The organism is Desulfoluna butyratoxydans (assembly GCF_900699765.1).
Lineage (GTDB): Bacteria > Desulfobacterota > Desulfobacteria > Desulfobacterales > Desulfolunaceae > Desulfoluna > Desulfoluna butyratoxydans.
On record NZ_CAADHO010000011.1, the window covers coordinates 147,270 to 171,216 of the forward strand.

Below are 23,947 nucleotides of genomic sequence, written 5' to 3' on the forward strand. Positions count from 1 at the left end.
ACAAGCCCTTTACGCGGCCTTTCCTTCGGGGCTTTCTCAAAATGAAACAGTTTGACCGCGTCCTCCCGGGGGCGTGGGCAGCCCGGCCACCGGGCTTTTTGCCGTAAAAACACCTTGATATCAAATCAATAAGGCGGGTTACGTCCAACCCCTGATCCCGCGGTTTAACCCGTTGGTACACCCTTTGCTTTGTTTACCGGGTAACTCAATTTTCCATTCACACAACAAAGCACGGGGCAATCCTTTATGAAGACACCACGCTTCCTTCCCCACAACGGTGTGCCGCCCAGGGCCTTCCACCCGGGAGGTGCCTTGTGAAAACCGTTGATATTCTCGTCATCGGCGGCGGACTCTCCGGTGCGGCCACGGCCCTGGGCCTCATGCGCCGTGCCGCAGGCAGGGTCGTGCTCCTGGACGAACAGCTTCCCAGCCAGCGCCTCTCCCGAGGCAACTTCGGCCTCACCTGGTTCATGTGCAAAGGCACCGGCAACCCCGATTATGCACGGTGGTGCCGCATGGCCGCACGCCAGTGGCCCGAGTTTGCTGCCCAGCTCAAAGAAGAGTCCGGCTACGACGTGGAACTCGAGTGGACAGGGGGCGCGGTCCACGCCTTTGGCGAAGACGAGCTAAAGGGCTATGCCGATTCCGTTGCCAGCCTCACCCACACCTGCGCCGAAGCCGGGCTCGATTACCCGGTACGCATCCTCAACCGCGCCGAATTTGCGGACATCGTGCCGGAGATGACCCTGGGTGACGAGGTCTCAGGGGCCATGTACACCAAAGAGCAGGGCCACGTGAACCCCTTGAAGCTCCTGGCTGCAATGCGGTGCGCCTTTCAGCGAAAGGGCGGGGAATACCGGGCCGCCGAAAGCGCCCGGGCCGTTGTCCCCCTTAAAAACGGCACGGTGAAAGTGACGACCAGCCGGGGCGACTACCTGTGCGGCAAGGTGGTCATCGCCGCAGGTCACGGCTCCTCCGGCCTGGTGGCCGCACTGGGCGAAAAACTCGCCATTTACCCCCAGCGCGGCCAGCTCATGGTCACGGAGCGGCACAAGCGCCTGCTCCGGGTGCCCCTGCTCAGCGTCCGCCAGACCGTGGACGGCACCTTCATGATCGGCCTCTCCTCGGAGGACACGGCCCTGGACACCCGGGTCACCCCCGAGGCCATGCAGTCCCAGGCAAAAAACGCCATCCGGCTCTTTCCCATGCTGGGCAAGCTCAACTGGGTCCGCTCCTGGGGTGCCATCCGGGTCATGACGCCGGACGGGGCTCCCATCTACAGCCGCATCCCCGGCCATGAAAACATCACGGTCCTGGCCCTGCACAGCGCCGTCTCCCTGGCGCCCCTGCAGGCCAGCGACATTGCCGCGTGGATCCTGGACGAGGGCGAAAACGATATCATCTCTCACTTCAGCAACGGACGCTTTCATGTTTAAACTCGACAAAAAAAAGACGCACCAAACCGTGTCGGTGACCCTGGACGGGCGACCCGTGACACTGCCCGCCGGGGTGAGCGTGGCTGCAGGTCTTCTGGGCATTGGTGAGATCCTCTCCCGCACCTCGCCGTCCTCCGGCAGACCGTGTTCTCCCCATTGCCTCATGGGGGTCTGCTTTGAATGCCTCATGGAGATTGACGGGGTCAACCGCCAGGCCTGCATGACCGAGGTCCGGGAGGGCATGGTGATCCGTCGCCACCTTCAGGACACAGACGACGAAAAAGGAGGCCGCCCATGAGCCGACACGTGGATGTCATCGTCATCGGTGCCGGACCGGCCGGGCTTGCCGCCAGCGCAGCCCTTGCCGAGATGGGCCTCGATATCCTTACACTGGACGAACAGCATCGGGTGGGAGGGCAGATCTACCGTAACGTGGAAGAGGCTCCCAAGGCGGCCCACGCCCTTTTCGGGCCGGACTACACCCGGGGCCTCGACCTCACCCAACGATTCAGGAAAAGCGGCGCCCGCTACGAGCCGGGAGCCTGTGTGTGGCAGGCCGAATCCGACGGCACGGTCTGCTATTCCCAGAACGGCGTCTCACGGCGCGTGGTGGCCAACTACATCGTGGCCGCCACCGGGGCCATGGAGCGGCCCATGCCCATCCCGGGCTGGACCCTCCCCGGCGTCATGGGGGCAGGGGCGGCCAACAACCTGGCCAAGGAGGCGGGGCTGACTCCGTCGGGGCGTGTGGTCCTTGCAGGCAGCGGGCCCCTGCTGCTCCTGGAGGCCTCCCTGCTGGTGAAAAAAGGGGTGAACATCGCCGCCGTACTGGAGACCACCCCGTCGATGCCGTCTATCCGGGCCTTGCCCCGGGCTCCCCAGGCCCTGCTGAGGGCCGACTTTCTCCTGAAAGGGGCCTTTATGCTCCGAGAGATCAAACGCTCAGGCGTGCCCCACTACAAAGGGGTTACCGGGATCCGCGCCCTGGGCGAGGAGGCCGTGGAGTCGGTGGAGGCCACCTGCGGTGAGAAAAAGCTGCATTTGAAGGCCGACATGCTCCTGCTCCATTTCGGGGTGATCCCCAACACCCATATCTTTCGGCAGATGGGGTGCCGCATGGCCTGGCACGCCGGGCAGCGCTGCTGGATTCCCGCCTGTGATCCCTGGGGGCGCACCAACTTTGAAAACGTTTTTGCCGCGGGCGACGGCGCCGGGGTCTCCGGGGCTCCGGCAGCCCGGTACAAAGGGGAGCTTGCCGCCCTGGAGATTGCCCGCTGCCTGGGCATCCTCTCCGAAGAGGAGCGCAACGCCCGGGCCCTGCCTCTCCGCAAGGCCCTGATGCACGATGCCTGGCCCCGCCCCTTCATCGACGCCCTGTACGCACCCAGGCCCGGTCAGTTCCTTTTTACCGACGACACCGTCCTCTGTCGGTGCGAGAATGTTACCGTGGGCGACGTGCACAAGGTGGTGAAAGAGGGCGTACGGGACCTTAACGAGATAAAGATCATCACCCGCTGCGGCATGGGCCCCTGCCAGGGGCGCATGTGCGGACCGGCCCTGGCCGAGGTGGTGGGAGCGGCCCTGGGGGTCTCCCCGCATCGCACCGGACAGCTTTCGGTGCGTACTCCGCTGAAACCGATCCCCTTAGAGGAGATCGCCGCCATGGACCTCAGCTCAGGCCCCGACGGAGGCAACTGGTTGCTGGACAAGAAATAACGAGAAGGAGTGTGGAATGGAAAAACTTTTCAAGTACACGCTGACCGCCCTGATCACCATTGTCGCCGCCCTTGAGTTCTACCAGGTGGTCATGCGCTACGTCCTGGAGCTCCCGGTCATGGGGCTGGACGAGATCCTCGTGTATCCCACCTTGTGGCTCTACTTTTTAGGCAGCGTCAACGCAAGCCGGGAAGACACCCAGATCAAGGCAAACGTCCTGGATATCTTTCTGAACAGCCAGCGGTCCCGGCTGGTCGTTCGGGTCATCGCGGACCTCATGTCCGTGGTGGTCTCCATCTGGCTCACCTACTGGGCCTGGGACTACTTCCTCTACGCCCGAAGGGTATGGAAGGAGAGCCCTACCCTGTACATCCCCACCTTCTGGGCCGAGTGCGCCTTTTTCCTCGGCATGGGTCTCATGACCCTCTACACCGCCTGGCACCTCGTGAAAAACACCCGGGAGCTCATCTCCCTGTCCCAAAACGCAAGGAGGCTCGCATGGAAATCGTAACTGTCTCGTTCATCGCCCTGGGACTCCTTGTCCTCATGCTGAGCTTTGGCGTGCCCCTGCCGTTTTGTTTCGGCGGCGCCCTCATGACCATGGTGGGCCTGGGCGGCGCCACCATGAAAGGCACCATGGTGTGGGGATTCAGCCAGCTGGCCAACCCCGTGCTCCTCTGCATTCCGCTTTTTGTCTTTGCCGGGACCCTCATGAGTGAAAGCGGCATCGCGGCAAGCCTTCTGCGTTTTGTCAACGTCTTCGTGGGACGTATCCGGGGCGGCCTGGGTGTTGTGGCCACGGTGAGCTGCGCCATCATCGGGGCCATCTCCGGCAGCGGGCTTACGGGCGTGGCCGCCACAGGCCCCATCCTCATCCCGGAGATGGACTCCAAGGGCTACCCCAGGGGCTATGCCACGGCCCTGGTGGCCAACTCGTCCATCTTGGGGCTCCTGATCCCGCCCAGCGTCACCATGATCATCTACGGGTGGGTCACGGATACCTCCATCCTCGCCTGTTTCCTGGCCACCATGGGGCCGGGCCTGCTCATCACCTTTCTCTTCTCCGTGGTGAACATGGTCCTCTCCCGGAAATTCCCCCTGGTACTGGACCCGCCCAAGCCCGTGGAAGAGACCGTCCGCCAGGGCGTGAGCCTCACCTCCAAGGCCATTCCGGCCCTGGTGATGCCCCTCATCATCCTGGGCGGCATCTACGGGGGCATCATGACCCCCACCGAAGCGGCGGCCGTGGCCGTGATCTACGCACTTCCCGTGGGGTTCCTCGTCTACCGGGGCCTCACCTTCGACACCTTCTTCAAGGCCGCCAAGAACTCGGCCACCTCCGTGGGCGCCATCATGGTCATGATCGTCTTCAGCCTGATGCTCAGCCAGATCTTCGTCATGGAAGACGTGCCCCAGGCCCTGGTGGACGGCATCTTTACGGTGACCCAGAACAAGGTCCTGCTGCTCATCCTCATCAACTTTCTTCTGTTCTTCGTGGGGATGATTGTCAACGACATCACCGCCATTATCCTGCTGGCGCCCCTGCTTTTGCCCCTCATGGGCGCCATCGGTGTCAGCCCGGTGCAGTTCGCGGCCATCATGGGCGTCAACACGGCCATGGGCGGAGTGACCCCGCCCTACGCCAGCATCCTCTACCTCGGGATGCGCATCGGCAAAGTGGAGTTTTCCGAAGTGATCAAACCGGCGATGATCCTCATCATCTTCGGGTACGTTCCCGTGGTCTTTCTGACCTCGTTATGGCCGAAACTATCCCTTTTCATCCCGGGACTGTTCGGCTACTAAAGTTATGATTTTGGCAAGAAACAACGTAGGAGGAGTGACGCAATGACCAAGACGTTAAGGTACAGCCTCATGGCACTGGCAGGGTGTTTTGTGTTGATGATCGGCGGAGCCGAGGCACGCACCTGGAAGATTTCCCATGTCCGTCCCCAGGGCACGGCCATCGACAACGACTTACGGTGGTTCTCCGACAGCATCAAGGAGGCCACCGGCAAAAAGATCCGTACCAAGGTCTACCCGGCCAGCGCCCTGGGCGATTACACCGTGGTCCAGGAGAGGGTGAGCCTGGGTGCCGTGGACATGGCCTGTCAGCCCCCGTCATCTGCCGCGGACAAGCGGTTCCAGCTGCCTTATTTCCCGTACATGGTGAAGAACTGGGACCAGGCCCGAAAAAACTACTCCCCGGGCGCCCCCTTGCGCGGCACCGTGGAAACGCTGTACGCAGAGCAGGGCATCAAGCTGCTGGCCGCCTGGCCTGTCTACTTCGGCGGCATCGCCCTGAACACTGCCCCCGTGGCCCAGGGCGACCCGGACGCTGCCAAAGGGATCAAGCTCCGCGTCCCCCCCATGAAAACCTTCCAGCTCATGGCTGACACCACCGGCTACCTGGGCACGCCCATTCCCTTTTCCGATGCCTTCACCGCCGTGCAGACCGGTGTGGTGGACGGTGTCATCGGCTCCGGTGCCGAAGGCTACTACGCCTCCTTCAGGGACGTGACCAAGTATTACATCCCGGCCAACACCCACTTTGAGGTGTGGTACTTCATCATGAACCAGGAACTCTACGACACCCTCTCTCCCGAGCTTCAGGCAAAGCTGTCCAAGGTGGCCGCCGAATTTGAAACCCGCCGCTGGAACGCCGCCGAAGAGGACCAGAAGGCCAATGAAAAGCGCCTGGCAGACAGCGGCGCCCAGATTGTTCCCATCAGCGAGTCTGAAATCGCCGCCATCGCCAAAAAGATCCAGAGCCAGGTGTGGCCCGTTGTCCTGAAAGACGTGGGTGAAGCCTGGGGCCAGGGCGTCCTGGATGCCATCATCAAGTAACCCGATACCTCTTTTGATCCCCACCGGGATCCACATCACATAAAAAAAGCCCCGGGCAAATGCCCGGGGCTTTTTTGGTTCACGAATGCTCCCGGCCTTCGCCGCTAAGCGCATAGTCCCTCGTTCCCAGGCTCCGCCTGGGAACGCTGTTTTTGGAGGCTCTGCCTCCATGTTCAATATAGCGAATCCCTGTCGTCATGCCCGTATGCTCCCGAAGCGCAAGGACAATGAGCTTTCGAGGTGGCTCACCTCGCCGCCGGAGGCAATTTTTTAAGAAAGGGCAGGGCAGCCAGGGCAAAGAGGGTCATGGCGCCCACGGCGGCAAAGCCGTAGCCGAAGTGGCCCCGGTCTCCGCACCAGCCCAGGAGGGTGGGAATGATGCCCAGGGCCACAAAAATGGCCACGGGCATGGTGAGGGAGAGCACCAGGGATTGCTCCTTGACACCGAAGACCTCCGTCACGGACTTGAAGACCGCCGGGAACATAAGGGCAGGCATGGAGGCCTGCACCATGATGGAGACGCTCAGGCCGGACCCATCCAGAAACCCCATGCCCGCAAGGGAGAGGGCGCTGCCCAGGATGGTGGCGATGAGGATCAGCGGGATCCGTACCCGGTCGGCCAGCCAGCCCCCGGCCAGAGCCATGAGGGGTGTCACCAGGCGGGAGGTGGAGAGCAGATGGTTGGCTGCGGACGGGCTCATGCCCTTTTCGCTGACCAAAAACAGGGGCGTCAGGCTGTAGGGGCCGGACTCCAGGCCCACGCCAAGGCCGATGAGGACCATGATGGCCCAGAAGGCGGGCCTTTTCACCATGAAGGGCAGCGTCTGGGTATCAGGGGCGGTGCCAAGCTCGTCGCCGCCGCGGCCGAACTTCAGGAAGAGGGCGCTCCCCAGGAAACAGGCTGCCCCCATGGCCATGAGGATGCCCCGCCAGTCCACCACGCCCAGGGCTGCCTCCACGGCCACCGGAGCCACGATAAAGGCGATATTGGGGGCCAGCTCATGGATAGCGATGGCGCGGCCCCAGAAGCGGCCGTCTGCCACCGAAGCCAGGGTGGCCATGCCGCTGGGAAGGTAGAGCCCGGAGCCCACGCCAAAGATAAAAAAGGCGAGACGGGCTGTCATCAGCCCCGGGGCCTTGGCCAGGAGCACCAGGGAGATCCCCAGGGTGATGATGGCCATGACCAGGACGTTTCTATGACGGATTTTGCTGGAGACGATCCCCGCCAGGGCCAGGGCCGAGCCGAACCCCAGGGAGAGAAAGAACATGAGCCCTGCGGTTTCCGCGTGGGACGCGGCAAAGGCGCCCTCCATGGGCACCAGCAGCGGGGAGAGGATACTTCGGGCAAAAAAGCTCAGGAAATACATGGCGGTGATGATGAAAATCCAGGGCAGGGTGCTCCTGAATCCAACAGCGGCGGTGTGACTTCGGGGCATGGGTAAATCCGTCCAACTCAAGAAGATGACAAGGGGCCGAAAACCAGGGAAGGATTCGGCATAAAGCCTTGGCTTACAGGGTTTCCAAAAGGATGTAAAGCATGATGCTCCGCGTGACCTCACAAGCAACAGCATGGCAGCAGTCAAAGACAGCCGTTTTCCCGCGGGCCCGGAACGTACCCGCTTGTATTTTTTCCACCGCCTGCTAAAACAGACCGTAACCATTCAGCTCTTAAATCACCCCCGAACGCCCTTGGCTCCACGATAACCAAGGTCCAAACGTCATTGAAAACGAACAATTAAGACGTGTTTAATGTTTTGAACGGTTAGCCCCCGGGGAGGCTTAAGCTGAATAGTGACAACAGACCGTTATTGGGGGCAGGCCCCCTGATTGCAGCAACAAACCACCATGAACGTCATAATTACAACTTGTTACAAAAAGTTATTGAGGTGTTAAATGAAAATTTTGACCTTGCTTGGCAGCCCGCGCAAAAAGGGCAACACAGCCTGTGTCCTGGGATGGGTGGAAGACGAACTCAAGGCCCTGGGCCATGAGGTGGAACGTGTGGACCTCGGAAACAAGAACATCAAAGGGTGCCTGGGGTGCGCAAAATGCAAGGAGGACGCCACCTCCATTGCCTGCGTGCAGAAGGACGATGCCGAAGGGATCCTTGAAAAGATGATCGCCGCAGATGTTACCCTTTTTACCTCTCCGGCCTACTTCTGGGGATTCACCGCACAGGTCAAATCCCTCATGGACCGCAGCTGGAGCCTGGTGACCGGATACCACACCCCGGAGCACGCTTCCCTTGTAGAGGGCAAGGGCCAGGCCCTCCTCGTCACCGGTGGCGGCCAGTACGACAACAACGTGGAGCCCCTGTTTACGGCCTTCGATCGCCTCCGCGCCTTCTACAAGGCAGAGGACGCGGGGGACCTGTTCATCGGCGGCTGCGCCATGGACGGCCAGATGCCCGGGGACGCCAAAGAGCGCGCCCTGGCCTTTGCCCGTGCCATGGTGAAGTAGAGCTGAAAAGAAGGCCTTCCAGGGTTAAAGTCTGGAGCAAAAGCAAGCCTCCGGCGGCGAGGTGAGCCACCTCGAGAGCTGATTGCCCTTGCGCTTCGCCCGAAACATATGCTGATGGCTTCTACGAGCGATACGACAAGCCCTGACGGGTTAGAATCCGTTATCGTAACCCGTGGATTATCAACTTTAACCGGGCTGCCTCCGGCCGCAAGGTGTGCCACCTTGAAAGCACAGTCGCCCTTGATTTAGATTCTCTTGAATGTATTTGCTGAAACCTCTTTGCCCTCGCTCCCAGGCTCTGCCTGGGAGTGTTGGCTGCAAGGCGCCGCCTTGCTGGTGTGAAATATAGAGAGTCCTGGCAAAAAATTCACAGGGTAAGGCGAGCTCAATCGTGGAGGCAGAGCCTCCATGCATCATTCCCAGGCGGAGCCTGGGAACGAAAGAAACGTTTGAAAGCGTTGCCCTCGTTAAAGCTGAATAGTTACAAAAACCCCGCAAAAACGTTTCCATCGCACTCACACATTACCAGAAACACAGGATACGACGTTGGCCCTTAAAGCGACCATTTACAAAGCCGAACTTCAGGTCAGTGACCTGGACCGGCACCATTACGAGACCTATGCCCTCACCGTGGCAAAGCACCCGTCTGAAACCGCCGAACGGATGATGATCCGACTCATGGCTTTTGCCCTCTATGCGGACGAGGGCCTGGCCTTTACCCGCGGGCTCAGCACGGACAGCGAACCCGAACTCTGGAAGATGAGCCCCCAGGGGGATATCGACCTCTGGGTCGAGCTGGGCCAGCCCGATGAAAAGAGGATCCGCAAAGCCTGCGCAAAGGCAGGGGAGGTGGTGATTGTGGGCTACGGAGAGCACAAGACCGAGCCCTGGTGGCAGAAGAACCGCGAGGCCCTAAGCCGCTGCAACAACCTCACCGTGATTCACCTTCCCATGCCCCAGGAGACGGACTTCGAGGCCATGGTCCGGCGCACCATGCCCCTCCAGGCCACCATCGACGACGGCACCCTCTGGTTCACGGCCGGAGAGGCCACCCTCCATGTCCAGCCGACGGTCTTAAAACCGCCAGCCTGACGGTTTTCAGCATTTTTTGATTCATCCATTGACACATCCCGCAGTTTCATGTTTATCTCCTGCGTTTTTTGGAAATTGATCAGCGTTTGAAAGGAGAAAACGTCGCATGATCCTGCATCATCTCTACATACTGGGCATTACCGTGGAGGCCATCACCGGGGCCTTGAAAGCAGGCACAAAAAAAATGGATGTATTCGGGGTGATTATCATCGCCTGCGCCACGGCCATCGGCGGTGGAAACATCCGGGACGTCCTTTTGGGCAACCATCCCATCTCCTGGGTGGGGCACCCGGAGTACATCGTCATCACCACCTGCGCGGCGCTGATCACCATCCTGTTGTCCCCCTTCATGAAGTATTTTCACCGGGTTTTTCTGGTACTTGACGCCCTGGGACTGGTGACCTTCACCATCATCGGGGTCCGCATGACCCTGGCCCTGGGCCACGGGTTCATCGTGGCCTCCATCATGGGGGTGATCACAGGGGTCTCCGGGGGCGTGATCCGCGATGTCCTGTGCCGGGATATTCCCCTGGTCTTCCAGAAAGAGGTCTACGCCGGGGTCTCCATTGTCTCGGCCTGGCTCTTCCTCTTCCTCCAGGCCCGCGGCCTGCCTGAACTCTCGGTGCTCCTCATCACCCTGGGCACGGGATTTTCCCTTCGTCTCCTGGCCATTTACTACAATCTGGAGATCCCGAAATTTAATTACACCCCCATGGACTGAGGTCTTTGTTACCGGGCCGGGGAAACTCGGCCCTGTTCATTCGTCCAAGCTTCGATTATGATACCTGCATTCAAGAACGGGTCTTGAACCGTCACGCGGCCGGAAATAACCTCAGCGCCGGGTGTTACGGCCGGTGCAGGGATTGCCTGTGCGGCAGGTTCAGGCCCACCGTCTCCCGTACGGGGCCGGGCCCCTGAGGGCCTTGCCGTCTCTGCGGGTGTTCCTTCATGACTCAGGCTTGGTTGTATGATTCTCTGGATAAAAAGACTGATCAAGATTGCCCTGGTGGCTGGTATTTCAGGGTTTTTGATCGCTTCACTTTATTGTTGGCATTTGACGGGTCGGGTGGAAAAGCGATTCTCCGGGAGGCGATGGCAGATTCCCTCGGTCATCTACTCGGACACCACCCTGCTTTACCCCGGCCGAAAGATCCACTGGCCCTCCCTCCGCGAAAAACTCATCGGCATCGGCTACCGCGAATCCTCGGGTGCCCCCGCCAGTAAGGGGTATTACCGCCCCACGGACGACGGCCTCGAAATCTACCTCAACGACCTCACCCTGCCGGGCAAGGTACGCTACGGGTTTCCGGCGGTCCTCACCTTTAAGAAGGGGACCATTCACTCCATGGCCCGCAGGGACTCGGGCCAGGATCTCCCCATCCTGGAGCTGGAGCCCGAAGTGCTCATGCGCTACTTCGGCAAGGAGAGAGAAATCCGCCAGGTGGTTCCCATCGACGAGATCCCCGCAAGCCTTCAGCATGCGGTGATGGCAGCGGAAGACGCCCGGTTCTATACCCACTACGGCGTGGACCCCCGGGGCATCCTGCGGGCTGTCTACACCAACCTCAAGCACGGCTCCATCCGTCAGGGCGGGTCCACCCTGACCCAGCAGCTGGCCAAGAACTATTTTCTCACCCCGGAGCGCACCTTCACCCGCAAGCTCAACGAGCTCTTCATCTCCTTTGCCATCGAACTCAAGTACGACAAGGAAGAGATCCTTGGCATCTATCTGAACGAGATCTACTTCGGGCAGAAGGGGTCTGCCTCGGTGAACGGGGCAGGGGAGGCGGCACGGTTCTACTTCAACAAGCGGGTGCAGGATCTCACCCTGGCTGAATCCGCCACCATCGCAGGGCTCATCAAGGGGCCCAACCTCTACTCTCCCTACAAGGACCTGGAGCGAAGCCGCAAGCGACGCAACGTGGTGCTGTCCTCCATGCAGAAAAACGGCTGGATCACCGAAGAGGAGCGCGACGCTGCATCGGCCGAGCCCATCACCGTGGCAGGGTACGAGGCCTACAGCCAGAAAGCACCGTACTTCCTCGACTACGTGTCGTCCCAGCTCCGGGAACTCTACCCTGCCACCAGCCTCACCAGCCTGGGTTTCTCCATTTACACCACCCTGGACACCCAGGTGCAGAAGGCCGCAGAGCGAGCCCTGAAGCGTGGCCTCGAACGTCTGGAAAACAACAACCCCAAGCTCCGGCGCAACGACCCCGCCAAGCGGCTCCAGGGCGCCGTGGTGGTGATCCAGCCCCGCACGGGCAACATCCTGGCCATGGTGGGAGGGCGGAATTACCGAATCAGCCAGTTCAACCGCGCCACCCGTGCCAGGCGGCAGTCCGGGAGCTGCTTCAAGCCCGTGGTGGCCTCGGTGCTCCTGGACAAGTTCACACCTGCGGACCTGCTCTCCAACGAAAAAACCGACTACGAGGTGGACGGCAAGATCTGGACCCCGAAAAACTTCAGCGAAGAGCCGGAAAAACAGCTCTCCGTGCGGGATATGCTGCGCAAGTCCAGCAACCGGGCTGCTGTGGACATGCTGATGCGCGGCGGCCTGGAGCATGCCGTGGACAGGCTGGAGGCCTTTCACTTTTCCACCCCCGTGGCCCCCTGGCCCTCCATGGTGCTGGGCGCCTCGGAGGTTGTTCCCATGGACCTGGCCCGGGCCTACGCCGTGTTCGCCTCAGACGGCATCCAGCCGTTTCCCCTGTCCCTCAAAGACGTGGTGGATGAAAGAGACGAGCTCCTGGTGGGACGCCACATGCAGATCGACTCGGTCCTCTCTCCGGGGGAGGCCTTCCTCATCACCTCCATGCTGGAAGGTGCCGCCAAGAGCGGAACCGGGCGCTCCCTGGCGCGTTACGGCATCGATTTTCCCGTGGCTGCCAAGACCGGCACCACCAACAACTACCGGGACGCCTGGTTCGTGGGCTACACCCCCGATCTCCTGGCTCTGGTCTGGGTGGGGTTTGACAACAACGACCCCATTTACGCCACCGGCGCCACCGCGGCCCTGCCCATCTGGGCGGAGCTGGTGTCGGCCCTTCCCGGGTACATTTCTGGCAACGGCTTTGTCCCGCCCCCGGACGTGGTGAAACTCAAGGTGTGCCGGGAGAGTGGCAAGCGGGCCGCCGGGCTCAAGTGCCCGGACGTTTATGAAGAATACTTTCTGGAGTCCAACACCCCGGACGAGACCTGCCCCATCCACAGCAAGGCCTCCCTGTGGGAGCGCATGGGCAGGGGAGTCAAAGGGCTTTTCAAATGATCGTAAGGCGGAATAGGCCCACCGCACAAATCTTTAACCAACGCATGAAAGAGATGGTTCCATGTCATTGAATGCAAAGACGTTTTTCCTGGTATTTCTTCTTGCCATCATCGGATCCGGCTGTGCCACGCTTCCGGGAGGAGCCCCGGACGGATCCCTGCCTGCACCGGAGCTCATTGCCCCGCCGGACAAAAGCCGGGGGTACAGCGATTCCCGCACCATGGCCTCCCACAGCCTCACGGCCAAAGGCTACGAGCGCCTTGAAAAAGGAGACGTGGACGGCGCATTGAGGCTTCTGGAAAAGGCCGTGGGCATCAACCCGTCGGACGGTCCCGGCTACTACTATCTGGCCGAAGCCTGGATGGCAAAGGGGAACTACGGTCAGGCCGAGCGGTTCAACAAGCTGGCGGAGATCTACCTGAGGCGGGACCGCTACTGGGCCGGGCAGGCCAGGGACCAGAAGAGGCGCATCAATAGAAAAAAAATTGGAGAATAAGCCATGATGAAACTGAGGCCGTTGGGGAACACAGGCTGCCTTGTCTCGCCCATGGGGCTGGGCATGGCGGCTCTGGGGCGGCCCGGGTACATCAACCTGGGCCATGGCGCAGACCTTGAAGGCCGCACCGACGTGGTGAACATGGAAGCCAACGCCCACGCCGTGCTGGACGCGGCCTGGGAGCACGGTATCCGATATATGGACGCGGCGCGTTCCTACGGCAAGGCCGAACTCTTTTTGAGTTCCTGGCTTGCCACACGCAAGATCCCGTCAGGCGGCACCGCCGTGGGCTCCAAGTGGGGGTACCGCTACACCGCGGACTGGCAGGTCACCGCAGATCACCACGAGATCAAGGAACACACCCTGGATCACTTCTCGTCCCAGTGGGAGGAGACGCAGGCCCTTTTAGGCTCCCACCTCGACCTCTACCAGATCCACTCCGCCACCCTGGAAAGCGGGGTCCTCACCGACACCCGGCTCCTGGCCCGCCTCTTTGAAGTCAAGCAGACACAAGGGGTGCTTATGGGACTCTCCTTGAGCGGCCCCATGCAGGCCCAGACCCTGGAGACGGCCCGTACCGTCACCTTTGACGGCGTGCCCCTCTTTGACGCGGTGCAGGCCACCTGCAATCTCCTGGAACCATCGGCCCAGACCGCCCTTGCCGAAGCAGCCGACGCGGGCATGGGGATCATCATCAAAGAGGCCCTTGCCAACGGCAGGCTCACCGGGCGCAACACCCACCCGGATTTTGCCCCCGTAAGCAAGACACTCACAGCCCAGGCTGAGCGTCTCTCCTGCACCATGGACGCCCTGGCCATGGCCTGGATCCTTTCCAAACCGTGGGCCCACGTGGTCCTGAGCGGCGCATCCACCACCGAACACCTTGCCTCCAACCTCACCGCCCTTGACGTGGCCTGGGACGCAGAAGCCGAAGAGGCCCTTTCTCCCTTGGCCGAGTCCCCGGAGGCCTATTGGGCTTTTCGGAAAAGCCTGGCTTGGAATTGATTTTTTTCCTGGGGGGTGGCCTGCGTGCTGCCCCTGGCGGAATGCGGGCCACCGACTCACCTCAAAAACCCTTCCATATCGGGACCTTGAACGTTTTACGGTGCGCACGGCGCACCCTACAATTCACCGACCGGTTTCGCAGGCTGTAGGGTGCGGCCCCCGCACCGCCTGGCGTAACGCGGACCACCAGTCCGTCTCTCAAAACCCGATCCATATCGATATCTTGACCGCTTTTCGGCACGCACGGCGCACCCGACAATTCACCGACCAGTTTCGCAGGCTGTAGGGTGCGGCCCCCGCACCACCTGGCGTAACGCGGACCACAGACCCACTTCAAAAGCCCTTATATATCGATACTTTGACCGCCTTTCGGCACGCACGGCGCACCCGACAATTCACCGACCGGTTTCGCAGGCTGTAGGGTGCGGCCCCCGCACCGCCTGGCGTAACGCAGACCACCAGCCCACTTCAAAAGCACATACATATCGATATCTTGACCGCTTTTCGGCACGCACGGCACACCCGACAATTCACCGACCAGTTTCGCGGGCTGTAGGGTGCGGCCCCCGCACCGCCCGGCGTAACGCGAACCACCAGCCCACTTCAAAAGCACATACATATCGACATCTTGAGCGCTTTTCGGTGCGCACGGCGCACCCTACAATTCACCGACCAGTTTCGCGGGCTGTAGGGTGCGGCCCCCGCACCGCCCGGCGTAACGCGGACCACCGGCCTACCTCAAAAGCCCATACATATCGCTATCTTGACCGCTTTTCGACACACACAGAACACCCGACAATTCACCGACCGGTTTCGCAGGCTGTAGGGTGCGGCCCCCGCACCGCCCGGCGTAACGCGGACCACCGGCCTACTTCAAAAAACCCTTACATATCGACATGTTGACCGCTTTTCGGCACACACAGCACACCCGACAATTCACCGAGCGGTTTCGCAGGCTGTAGGGTGCGGCCCCCGCACCGCCTGGCGTAACGCGAACCACCAGCCTACTTCAAAAACCCCTACATATCGAAATCTTGACCGCTTTTCGGCACACACAGAACACCCGACAATTCACCGACCAATCTCGCAAGCTGCACCGCCCGACGTAACACGCCCCATCGCCCCACCCCAAAATCCGTCCCAAAAAAATGCCGCAGCCCATTGCCCCTCATTTTCCGGGGCAACGCGCTGCGGCATATACTTTTTCAAGGTGGCCATGCGCCACCGGATGTTTCGTTTAAACCGGTTGCAGGGTATCGGCTTCTTTTTTCTCCCGATGCCGTTTCACGGCCTGGTAGGCGGGGGGAACCAGCAGCAGGATGATGAGGAACCAGAGGGCCATGGCCTGGGGCCGGTTAAAGAAGATGCGGTAGTCTCCGTGGCCCATGATGAGGGCCTGGGCAAAGCCGCTCTCGGCGATGGGGCCGAGGATGAGGCCCAGGATGAGGGCGCCCAGGGAGAACCCGGTCTTGTGGAGCACCACGGCCACGATACCGCAGGCCAGGGCCACGTAGATATCGAAGATGCTGTTGTTCATGGCGTAGGAGCCCAGGACCGAAAAGAGACAGACCACGGGGATGAGAAGCCCGGTGGGGGTCAGGGAGATCCTGGCAAAGTGGGGTGCCATGAGCAGGCCCATGATCAGGAAGACCACGTTGGCCAGAAAGAGGGAGAGGATAAAGGCGTAGGTCATGACCCCGTACTTGGTGAACAGCTCCGGTCCGGGGATAAGGCCGTGGACCAGCAACCCGCCCAAAAGGGCTGCGGCAACACTGTTGCCGGGAATACCCAGGGTGAGGGTGGGGATAAGGGAGCCGCCCACGCACCCGTTGTTGCCTGCCTCGGCAGCGGCGATGCCCTCGGGGTTGCCCTTGCCGAAGAGCTCTTTTTTCTCGGAGCGCTGGCGGGCCACGTTGTACGAGAGAAAGGCGGCGATGGTGGCCCCTTCGCCGGGGAGGATCCCCACGATGGTGCCCACCAGGGAGCCGGTGCCGATGTACTTGCCCAGGCCTTTGGGCATGGGCTCTCTCTTAATTTTGGTGATGACGCTGGTATCGGCCACGATGCTCCCGGAGCCGGTGAGTTCCAGCATCTGGGAGATGGAGAAGAGGCCGATGAGGGCGGGCATGAAGGCGATGCCGTCGAACAGGTCCGGGTTGTTCATGGTGTAGCGCAGCATCCCGGACATGGGATCGGTGCCCACCACGGCCAGGATCAACCCGATGAGACCGGAGATCAGCGCCTTGACCAGGCTGCTTTCATCGTCGGCCATGGAGACGATGCCCGCCAGGCCCACCAGGGCCAGCAGGAAATACTCAGGGGGCCCGAAGCTCAAGGCGAACTTGGCAAGGATGGGCGCCACAAGCAGCAGCACAAAGGCGGAGAAGGTTCCCCCCACAAAGCTTGAGATCACCGACACCTTCAGGGCAAGGCCCCCTTTGCCCTTCTGGGTCATGGGGTAGCCTTCCATGGCCGTGGCAACAGCCGCCGGGGTACCGGGTGTCCGCAGCAGGATGGCGGGGATGGAACCGCCGTACATGGCACCGCAGTAGACCCCGCCCATGAGGAGCAGGCCCGTGAGGGGCTCCAGGGCAAAGGTGACGGGGATGAGAAGGGCCACGGCCATGGTGGCGGTGAGCCCGGGCATGCCTCCCACCAGCACCCCGGAGACGGTTCCGATGAAGACCGCCAGAAGGGAGTAGGGGTTTGTGAGGGCAATTAACGATTCAACGATCATAAGTGATGTCCTTTGTAGGGCCTCCGTGTGATCCGGTCTGTGGTGTGTGTTGCAACCGGATCACACGTGGTGTGGAGGCCCGTCGTGCTTAAAACCAGAGTCTCTCGGGCAGGGGTACGGCCAGCAGCTTTTCAAACACCAGAAAGACGAACAGCAGGACCCCTGCGGTGGTCGTTCCGATGGTCAGCGGCTTTTTCGCCCCCTGGGTCACCATGGCCACGGGTAAGAAGATAAGGGATGCCAGGTAGAAGCCCAAAGGCTCCAGGAGCAAGGTGTAGACCACCAGCTCCGCGAGAAGGCCCCAGAACCGAATCGGTGCTGCGGTAATGTTCAGCTTCTCACTGATCTCCTGCTCCCGTGACTTGAGCCACATCCCCACTTCCACGGCGCACAGCACCCCTAAGGAGACAGCAAGGAATCGAACATACATGGCCGTCGACCCCTGTACAGCCTCGGGGTAGGCGGCGGTGCTGCGGTAGAGCAGCAGGGCCAGGAGCATGAAGCCCCCGAGAATGAGCAACTCAGCGACACGTTTTGTCATGTGTTATCACCATGGGTTCTTATCGTAGAAGGTCTGGGTTTCGGCCTGCAGATCGGTGAGGTAGGAAAGGTAATCCACACCGTTCATGGGCAGCAGGAAGAAGACATCTTTGGTGCACTCGGCGATGAACTCTTCGTCCTTCTGCACCTTGGCCAGGAGATCGTCGAGCTTGGCCAGGATCTCTTTTTTCACACCGGCCGGAGCAACAAACCCGCGGGTGGCGGTCATGTTGACGGGGAAACCCTGTTCGGCGGCGGTTTTCACATTGGGAAGGATCTCGGAGCGGTTCTCATCCAGAATGGCGATGATGCGTGCGGTGCCTGCCTTGTGCTGGGCCTGGAGCTGGGAGAGGTTCATGACGCTGGCGTCCACGTGGCCGCCCAGGATCATGGCTTTCTGCTCGGTGGAGCCCTTGGTGGGCAGGAGGTTGAAGGTCACGCCGGTCTGGCGCTCCAGCTTCTTGGCGGCGATGAAGTCATCGGAGCCGATGCCGTTGACCGCGGTGGTGAGGGCACGGGCCTTGGCTTCCTTGATGAAGGCGCCCATGTCCTTGATGGGGCTGTCCTTGGGAACCGCCACGATGAGCGGGTCCTGCATGACGTTGCCCATGACGTGGAAGCTGTCCAGGGTGTAGCGGGCGCGCTTGGCCACCACGTGGGCCACCACCTGGGTGGTGAAGATCATGCCGATGGTGTGACCGTCTTTGCGTGCCTTGGCGATCTCTTCAAAGCCTTTCTGGCCGCCGGACCCGGGAACGTTTTTAATGACGAACTTGGCATCGGGCCAGTACTTCTTGGCCGCCTTGATAAAGAGGCGGGCGCCGGTGTCCGTGGACCCTCCGGCTTTGGACGGCACGATGATCTTGATGGGCTTGGAGGGGTACTCCTTCGCAAAGGCGGTGGAAAAAGAGAGTGAAAGAGCCAGGCTCAACGCCAGGACGAGGGTCATCACTTTACGCATCAGGTTCTCCTAAGGTTGATGTTTCTCTATGGGGCAGATGGGTCTGCACGGCACAAAAAAAGGGTCGAACGGTTCCCGCCGATCCTTCATGGGGTGCCCTGCAGGGCGTCACCCGCCCGGGTGCCGGAGGCGTCATCCTCAACGCTCCGGGGTTATTCCTGGCATAATAAATAGCAAATGCCGTGCCAAAGCCGGTAAGACCGAACCTGCCGTTGAAATGACTCGCTATCTTTTCAAGGTGGGAAAAGGGAAGGGGGAAGGGGATGGGTCAAAATCGACCCACAGGGGATGGAATTGACCCACAGGCAGTGCTCCGGGGGCGGGAAACCCCACCCCCGGAAAACATCACTTCCGGATGTCGAATTTTTGCATGCGCAGGTAGAGCCGCTTTCGCGGAATGTCCAGGTCGTTGGCGGTGCGGGTCATGCTGCCGCCGTTGCGGGCAAGGGCCTCTTCGATGAGCTGTTTCTCATAGCGGTTCACCTGCTCGTCCAGCCCGGTGCCTGATGGGCCGTCGGGTGCTACCGCATCCGGTGTGGAGGTGTCGAGGCTCCGGGGCTCGGCCAGGTCCAGGGGCAGCCCCAGGACCAGCTGCTGGGCCACGTTGCGCAGTTCCCGGACGTTGCCGGGCCAGTCGTAGGCTTCGAGGCGCTCCAGCACAGAAGAATCAAGGGAAGGCGGGGCCGTGTGAAACCGATCCGCCATCTTCATGAGGAACCACTGAAGAAGCAGCCGAGCATCGCCGGTGCGCTCCCGAAGCGGAGGGATAGGCACCCGGGCCACGTTAAGCCGGTAGAAGAGGTCTTCGCGGAAGGCCCCTTGGGTCACGGCGTCCCGCAGGTTCACCTTGGTGGCGGCGATGACCCGAAAGTCCACGGAAATCAGTCGATCGCCCCCCACACGCTCGATGGTCCGCTCCTGCAGGGCCCTGAGCACCTTCACCTGAACGGACAGGGGCATGGACTCGATCTCGTCGAGAAAAAGGGTGCCGCCGTGGGCCTGCTCGATTTTTCCGATGCGCCGGGTGGAGGCGCTGGTAAAGGCCCCGCGCTCGTGCCCGAAAAGCTCGCTCTCCACCAGGTTGGGGGGAATGGCCCCGCAGTTTAAGGGGACAAACTTTCCGGCTTTGCGGTTGCCCAGGTCGTGGAGGCAGTGGGCGGCAAGCTCCTTGCCCACGCCGGTCTCTCCAATGAGAAGGACATCCACGTCGATGAGGGAGAGGGATCCGATGGTGCGCCTGAGCCCCGAGGCCGCCTGGGACTCGCCGATGATGCGCGAGCCGATGTCCGCCTCCGACGCCAGGCGTTTTTTCAGGGAACGGTTCTCCAGGCTGAGGCGCCGGGACTCCAGGGCCCGGTTGGCCACATCAATGAGGTACTCCGGGGGGACCGGCTTTTCGATGAAATCGTAGGCACCGGCCTTTATGGCGGAAAGGGCCATGGGCACGTCGCCGTGGCCCGTCTGGATCACCACGGGAAGGTCCGGGGCCATCTCCCGGATGGCGGCAAGGAGCTCCAGCCCGTCCATGCCCGGCATTTTCACGTCGGTGATCACCACCCCAAGCCAGTCCGGGTCGATATGGGGAAGGACCTCTGCCGCCGAGGCAAAGGTCCTGACGGCGTACCCTTCCAGTTCAAAGGTCTGGCTGCTGGCGATGCGGATCTCCTCCTCATCGTCCACCAGGAAAATTTCACCTAAGGGAACTCTCATGATGCGTCTCTCTCTTCTGTTGTGTGTGCCCCAGGGGCCCCGTGGACCCCGGGCAGGGAAAGGGAAAACCGTGTGCCGCCCTCGTGGGGCGTGTGGGCCTTTAAGGTCCCGTCGAAATCCTTGACGATATTGTAAGAGATGGAAAGGCCCAGCCCAAGTCCCTTGCCCACCTCCTTGGTGGTGTAAAAAGGATCGAAGATGGAACCCATGGCGTCATCGGGAATGCCCGGCCCGCTGTCTGTCACGCTGATCACCACCTCCCGGCTGTTGCCGTCCACCCCTATCACAAGATGCCGACTCTCCTGGGGCACCTCCATCACCGCGTCCACGGCGTTGCTGATCAGGTTGATGAGCACCTGCTCCAGGCGGATCTCTTCGGCGCACACCCGCACGGAAAGGTCCGGGTCCGGAGAGGTCACGCAGATTCCCCCGGCCTTGATCTTTCCCGCAAAAAGGGAGAGGGCATGATCAATGACCGGAACCACGGCCACCGGGGCTTTAGCCTCCGAAGGCCAGCGGGCAAAGGTCTTGAGATGGCTGATCATGGAGGCCATGCGCTCCACAAGATCCCCGATGCGGGACAGGTTCTCGGTGTGGGTCTCCATGCGGCCCCGCTCAAGGAGCAGCCGGGCGTTGTGCAGGTAGTAGCGTATGGCGGACAACGGCTGGTTGAGTTCGTGGGAGATACCGGCGGTGAGCTGCCCCAGGGCCGCCATCTTCCCGGCCTGCACCAGCTCGTTCTGGGCCTTGCGCCGCTCCTCGGCCGTCTCCTTGAACACCCGCAGGGCCTCGGCCATCTCCCCGATCTCGTCGTCCCCGGCCTCGGGCACCCCGTAATCCAGGTTCCCTGCAGCAACGGCGCGCATGCTTCGGCCCAGGGCATCGAGACGCTTCACGATGCTGCCCCGCACATAGAACCAGAGCACCACGCCGGTAATGAACAGGCTAAACAGCACCATCACGATGAGCAGCCGCTGAGCCCGGTCCATGGTGTTGCGGATGCCTGCGGCGGCCCGGAACACATCGTGGCGGGTATCGGCCACCAGGGTGTCGATGCGCTTCCTGAGGGACAGGACCAGGGCGCGGTTGTCGGCCAGGATCTCCAGGCCCTCGGCCTCCTTGAGGTGGATGCGTTTTTTGATGGCAAACAGGGCATCCGGCCCTTCGGCCAGGGAAAAAATCTCCGTAAAGAGCTGCCGCAGGGTCAGCATGCTGGAATCCGCGGGCAACTGAGCCAGGTTCACGCGGATAAAATCCATGGCATCGGCAGACAGAGACGACAGGTTGTCCACCTGGGCGTCCCCCTGGACGGTGGCGGCCTGGAGCATCAGGCTCACCAGCAGGATGCCGTTGGAACCGATCTTCTCCACGGTGTCCTTGGTGTGGCGGTTCTCCCGGAGCCTCAGGGCCGAGAATCGGGGGCCTTCCCGCAGGGAGGCGCCGATCATCCGCTCGATCTCGGAGTCCAGGTTGTAGGCAAGGTCCTGATTGAGGGGATCCAGCTCCCCCACAAGATCTGCGTAGAGCCACCGAAGCCGCTCGGTCTGGCGCACGAGAAGGGCCTCCTCCTCCAGGCGACCGGAGACAGCGCCCTGCAGGGCGGCCAGGTTATCGGTGAGATCGGTAAGAAGCCCCTGGATCTCGCCCCGGATCGTGGGGGAGGTGATGCCCAGGGCGTTGATATGACGGTTTACTGACGCCACGAGTTCGTCAAGATCGGCCTGGACGGTGTTGCGGGTGGTCTCGTCCGGTGCGGAGAGAAGAAGAGGGGCCATGGCCATGATCTCTCCGCCCACCCCTTCCAGTTCGGCCACCTGCACCAGCTCCGGGAGGTGCTCGTCGGCAAAGCCGTTGAGGATGGTGGTGGACCGGTTAAACACCAGGAGGGCCGTAACCGCGGCCATCACCGTAATGGCAGCTGAAATGCCGAAGGCGATGAGAAGCCGGGACCAGATCCCGTAACGCACGGGGAACAACATCACACCCCTTATTTTCATGGCCTGCTCCTGATGAGTTCGGACTCCGCCTTTGTGAGAATGGCCCGGGCGCGGTCCAGGCGCTTGGAGAGAAAGGCGTCCCAACGATCTGTCTCGGCGCGCTCCATCTCCGTGGGGGCGGTCCCCCGAGCGGCATGGGCAAACTGGGCCGCAAAATCATGGTTTCTGCTCTGGGCGTCGGAGACCGGCACCTCGCAGAGCAGGCTCGCCAGCTCCTCTTTCATGGGAAGGCCTTCCTCTGCATCCCATCGACGCTCCAGGGCAAGGTAGCGTTTCCACAGGGAGCGGCGCTCCGTGAGCCGGTAGGTGATCATCCGGTCAAAGAGCCGGTTCACCAGGTGATAGCGGCACCGGGAAAGGTCTGCGTCGTAGGGCTTGGCCTGGTTGCTTCGAATAAGGGTCAGCAGCTCCGGGGCCTCGCCGGTGGAGCGGGCGTGGACCTCCCGGGAGACAGGCAAGCGGCAGACCGTGGGCTGCCGAAGGATCTCCTGGCCTTCGGGGGAGAGGATAAAATCAATGAAAAGATCGGCTTCTTTCGGGTTGCATCCCCCGGTGAGCATGCCGATGCCCGCGGGCACGAGAAACACCGGGGTGCCGTAGCGAAACCTGAGTTCCCTGCGGGACTGGCCCAGAAAATCGATGCCGAGGCCCACGCCGAAACGCTCGTTGATCAGCCCTTCGGGCACGCTGAAGCTCCGGGCAGAGACGGTGCGCAGGTTTCCGGCCATGCGCAGCAGCATGGCCCAGCCCTTCTCCCACCCCAGCTCCTGGAGAAGGCTCTCCACAATAAGATGGGTGGTGCCCGAGCGTGACGGCGTGGACATGGCAAGGTGTCCGTAATACACGGGGGCTGCCAGATCTTCCCAGTGCTTGGGTACGGGGATACCTTCCCGTCTTAAGTAAGCCGGGTTCCACATCCAGCCCACGCCGGAGAGGGCAAAGCCCATGACATAGCCGTCCGGGTCGTCGATGGGGATGCCGTCAATGGAAAGGGCAGGGTGACGCCTGCCCCCGGGCACGGGCTGAAGGCGCCCCTCGGCCTTGAGGATGGCAAAAGCGTCAGTGGACGAAGACCAGAACACATCGAACCGGTGGGGGTTGTCCCGGCGGATGTCCACCAGGGCGGAGGTGGTCTTTTTGTTGCGGGTCATCACCTGGATGTCCGGGTATTTTTGTGAAAAGGCAGCGATAAAGGGCGCGTAGAACTCCGGGGGAAAGGAGGTGATGATATCAAGGTAGCGCTTCGGCGCCTCGGCAGCCGAGGCGTCGGCGGCAAAACACAGGATCACGGCGCAGAGAAGCGCACGCGCCGCGCAAAACCGCCGCATGATGGATGGGTGGGCCACACCGCAACCGGATTCAGGAGATGAACAACCGGAACAAGACATCAACGCTTCCCTTCTAACTGAATAATCCATAACACGCGCGCCGAAAAAGCGCGCTGCAAAGAACAGGACAGCCCCAAAGGTACCCGGATAAGGTGCCGTCACCCTTGGACATACAAAAAAGCCCCGTCTTCACACCAAACAAAACCGATTCGTAACACGCAGGTCCCGGGAAAACAAGCTTATCCCGCCCCTGACGGCCCTTCAGGGCACCTGTTTCATGGAACCCTTAACTATTTCCCCCGGTGTTCCGATAAAAAGAACATAACCCTGATATATCAGCAGTGCAGCACCCCCATA

19 protein-coding genes are annotated in these 23,947 nt (G+C 61.4%); 12 read left to right on the top strand and 7 right to left on the bottom strand.

Features of this window, described 5'->3' with window-relative positions:
• Nucleotides 1-314: 314 nt before the first annotated feature.
• The 6 genes from MSL71_RS22680 to dctP are packed head-to-tail and all read left to right on the top strand — an operon-like array spanning nucleotide 315 to nucleotide 5,996.
• A complete protein-coding gene (locus MSL71_RS22680) occupies nucleotides 315-1,436 on the top strand; it encodes an NAD(P)/FAD-dependent oxidoreductase (RefSeq protein WP_180145386.1) in 1,122 nt (373 codons plus the stop codon).
• Nucleotides 1,429-1,734 (top strand): (2Fe-2S)-binding protein, encoded by a 306-nt coding sequence (locus MSL71_RS22685; protein ID WP_180145389.1) that lies wholly within the window; start codon nucleotides 1,429-1,431, stop codon nucleotides 1,732-1,734. The genes MSL71_RS22680 and MSL71_RS22685 overlap by 8 nt, the downstream gene beginning before the upstream one ends.
• Nucleotides 1,731-3,152, top strand: a complete 1,422-nt coding sequence (locus tag MSL71_RS22690) for an FAD/NAD(P)-dependent oxidoreductase (RefSeq protein WP_180145392.1) — start codon at nucleotides 1,731-1,733, stop codon at nucleotides 3,150-3,152. Before MSL71_RS22685 ends, MSL71_RS22690 begins: the two co-directional genes overlap by 4 nt.
• A 16-nt stretch (nucleotides 3,153-3,168) precedes the next feature.
• On the top strand, nucleotides 3,169-3,663 hold the full coding sequence (locus tag MSL71_RS22695) for a TRAP transporter small permease (protein ID WP_180145395.1): 495 nt from the start codon (nucleotides 3,169-3,171) through the stop codon (nucleotides 3,661-3,663).
• Nucleotides 3,651-4,955, top strand: a complete 1,305-nt coding sequence (locus tag MSL71_RS22700; protein WP_218951117.1) for a TRAP transporter large permease — start codon at nucleotides 3,651-3,653, stop codon at nucleotides 4,953-4,955. Before MSL71_RS22695 ends, MSL71_RS22700 begins: the two co-directional genes overlap by 13 nt.
• Before the next feature lie 42 nt (nucleotides 4,956-4,997).
• On the top strand, nucleotides 4,998-5,996 hold the full coding sequence (gene dctP, locus MSL71_RS22705) for a TRAP transporter substrate-binding protein DctP (protein ID WP_180145398.1): 999 nt from the start codon (nucleotides 4,998-5,000) through the stop codon (nucleotides 5,994-5,996).
• Nucleotides 5,997-6,241: 245 nt separating this feature from the next.
• Here dctP and MSL71_RS22710 read toward each other — a convergent pair whose 3' ends face one another.
• On the bottom strand, nucleotides 6,242-7,432 hold the full coding sequence (locus MSL71_RS22710; RefSeq protein WP_180145401.1) for an MFS transporter: 1,191 nt from the start codon (nucleotides 7,430-7,432) through the stop codon (nucleotides 6,242-6,244).
• A 457-nt stretch (nucleotides 7,433-7,889) separates the two neighbouring features.
• Here MSL71_RS22710 and MSL71_RS22715 point away from each other — a divergent pair, with 457 nt between their 5' ends.
• The 6 genes from MSL71_RS22715 (at nucleotide 7,890) to MSL71_RS22740 (ending at nucleotide 14,317) form a co-directional block, all read left to right on the top strand.
• On the top strand, nucleotides 7,890-8,456 hold the full coding sequence (locus MSL71_RS22715; RefSeq protein ID WP_180145404.1) for a flavodoxin family protein: 567 nt from the start codon (nucleotides 7,890-7,892) through the stop codon (nucleotides 8,454-8,456).
• Between the two features lie 546 nt (nucleotides 8,457-9,002).
• On the top strand, nucleotides 9,003-9,548 hold the full coding sequence (locus MSL71_RS22720) for a YaeQ family protein (RefSeq protein ID WP_180145407.1): 546 nt from the start codon (nucleotides 9,003-9,005) through the stop codon (nucleotides 9,546-9,548).
• A gap of 106 nt (nucleotides 9,549-9,654) precedes the next feature.
• A complete protein-coding gene (locus MSL71_RS22725; protein WP_180145410.1) occupies nucleotides 9,655-10,269 on the top strand; it encodes a trimeric intracellular cation channel family protein in 615 nt (204 codons plus the stop codon).
• Between the two features lie 345 nt (nucleotides 10,270-10,614).
• Nucleotides 10,615-12,816, top strand: a complete 2,202-nt coding sequence (locus tag MSL71_RS22730; protein WP_180145413.1) for a PBP1A family penicillin-binding protein — start codon at nucleotides 10,615-10,617, stop codon at nucleotides 12,814-12,816.
• Nucleotides 12,817-12,877: 61 nt separating this feature from the next.
• Complete coding sequence (locus MSL71_RS22735) at nucleotides 12,878-13,312, top strand: tetratricopeptide repeat protein (protein WP_180145416.1); 435 nt, start codon at nucleotides 12,878-12,880, stop codon at nucleotides 13,310-13,312.
• A gap of 3 nt (nucleotides 13,313-13,315) precedes the next feature.
• Entirely contained in the window at nucleotides 13,316-14,317 is a 1,002-nt protein-coding gene (locus MSL71_RS22740; RefSeq protein WP_180145419.1) for an aldo/keto reductase, read from the top strand.
• Nucleotides 14,318-15,554: 1,237 nt separating this feature from the next.
• On the opposite strand, the gene MSL71_RS22745 is transcribed toward MSL71_RS22740, so the two are convergent.
• The 6 genes from MSL71_RS22745 to MSL71_RS22770 all read right to left on the bottom strand — a co-directional run bounded on the left by MSL71_RS22745 (nucleotide 15,555) and on the right by MSL71_RS22770 (nucleotide 23,650).
• On the bottom strand, nucleotides 15,555-17,054 hold the full coding sequence (locus MSL71_RS22745; RefSeq protein ID WP_180145423.1) for a tripartite tricarboxylate transporter permease: 1,500 nt from the start codon (nucleotides 17,052-17,054) through the stop codon (nucleotides 15,555-15,557).
• Between the two features lie 88 nt (nucleotides 17,055-17,142).
• Nucleotides 17,143-17,595, bottom strand: coding sequence for a tripartite tricarboxylate transporter TctB family protein (locus MSL71_RS22750; protein ID WP_180145426.1), 453 nt, complete (start codon nucleotides 17,593-17,595; stop codon nucleotides 17,143-17,145).
• A gap of 6 nt (nucleotides 17,596-17,601) precedes the next feature.
• Nucleotides 17,602-18,555, bottom strand: a complete 954-nt coding sequence (locus MSL71_RS22755; protein WP_180145429.1) for a tripartite tricarboxylate transporter substrate binding protein — start codon at nucleotides 18,553-18,555, stop codon at nucleotides 17,602-17,604.
• Nucleotides 18,556-18,900: 345 nt separating this feature from the next.
• On the bottom strand, nucleotides 18,901-20,265 hold the full coding sequence (locus tag MSL71_RS22760; protein WP_180145432.1) for a sigma-54-dependent transcriptional regulator: 1,365 nt from the start codon (nucleotides 20,263-20,265) through the stop codon (nucleotides 18,901-18,903).
• On the bottom strand, nucleotides 20,262-22,262 hold the full coding sequence (locus MSL71_RS22765; RefSeq protein WP_180145436.1) for an ATP-binding protein: 2,001 nt from the start codon (nucleotides 22,260-22,262) through the stop codon (nucleotides 20,262-20,264). Before MSL71_RS22765 ends, MSL71_RS22760 begins: the two co-directional genes overlap by 4 nt.
• Nucleotides 22,259-23,650: an ABC transporter substrate-binding protein gene (locus tag MSL71_RS22770; RefSeq protein WP_180145444.1), complete on the bottom strand. Its 1,392-nt coding sequence runs from the start codon at nucleotides 23,648-23,650 to the stop codon at nucleotides 22,259-22,261. Before MSL71_RS22770 ends, MSL71_RS22765 begins: the two co-directional genes overlap by 4 nt.
• Nucleotides 23,651-23,947 lie beyond the last annotated feature (297 nt).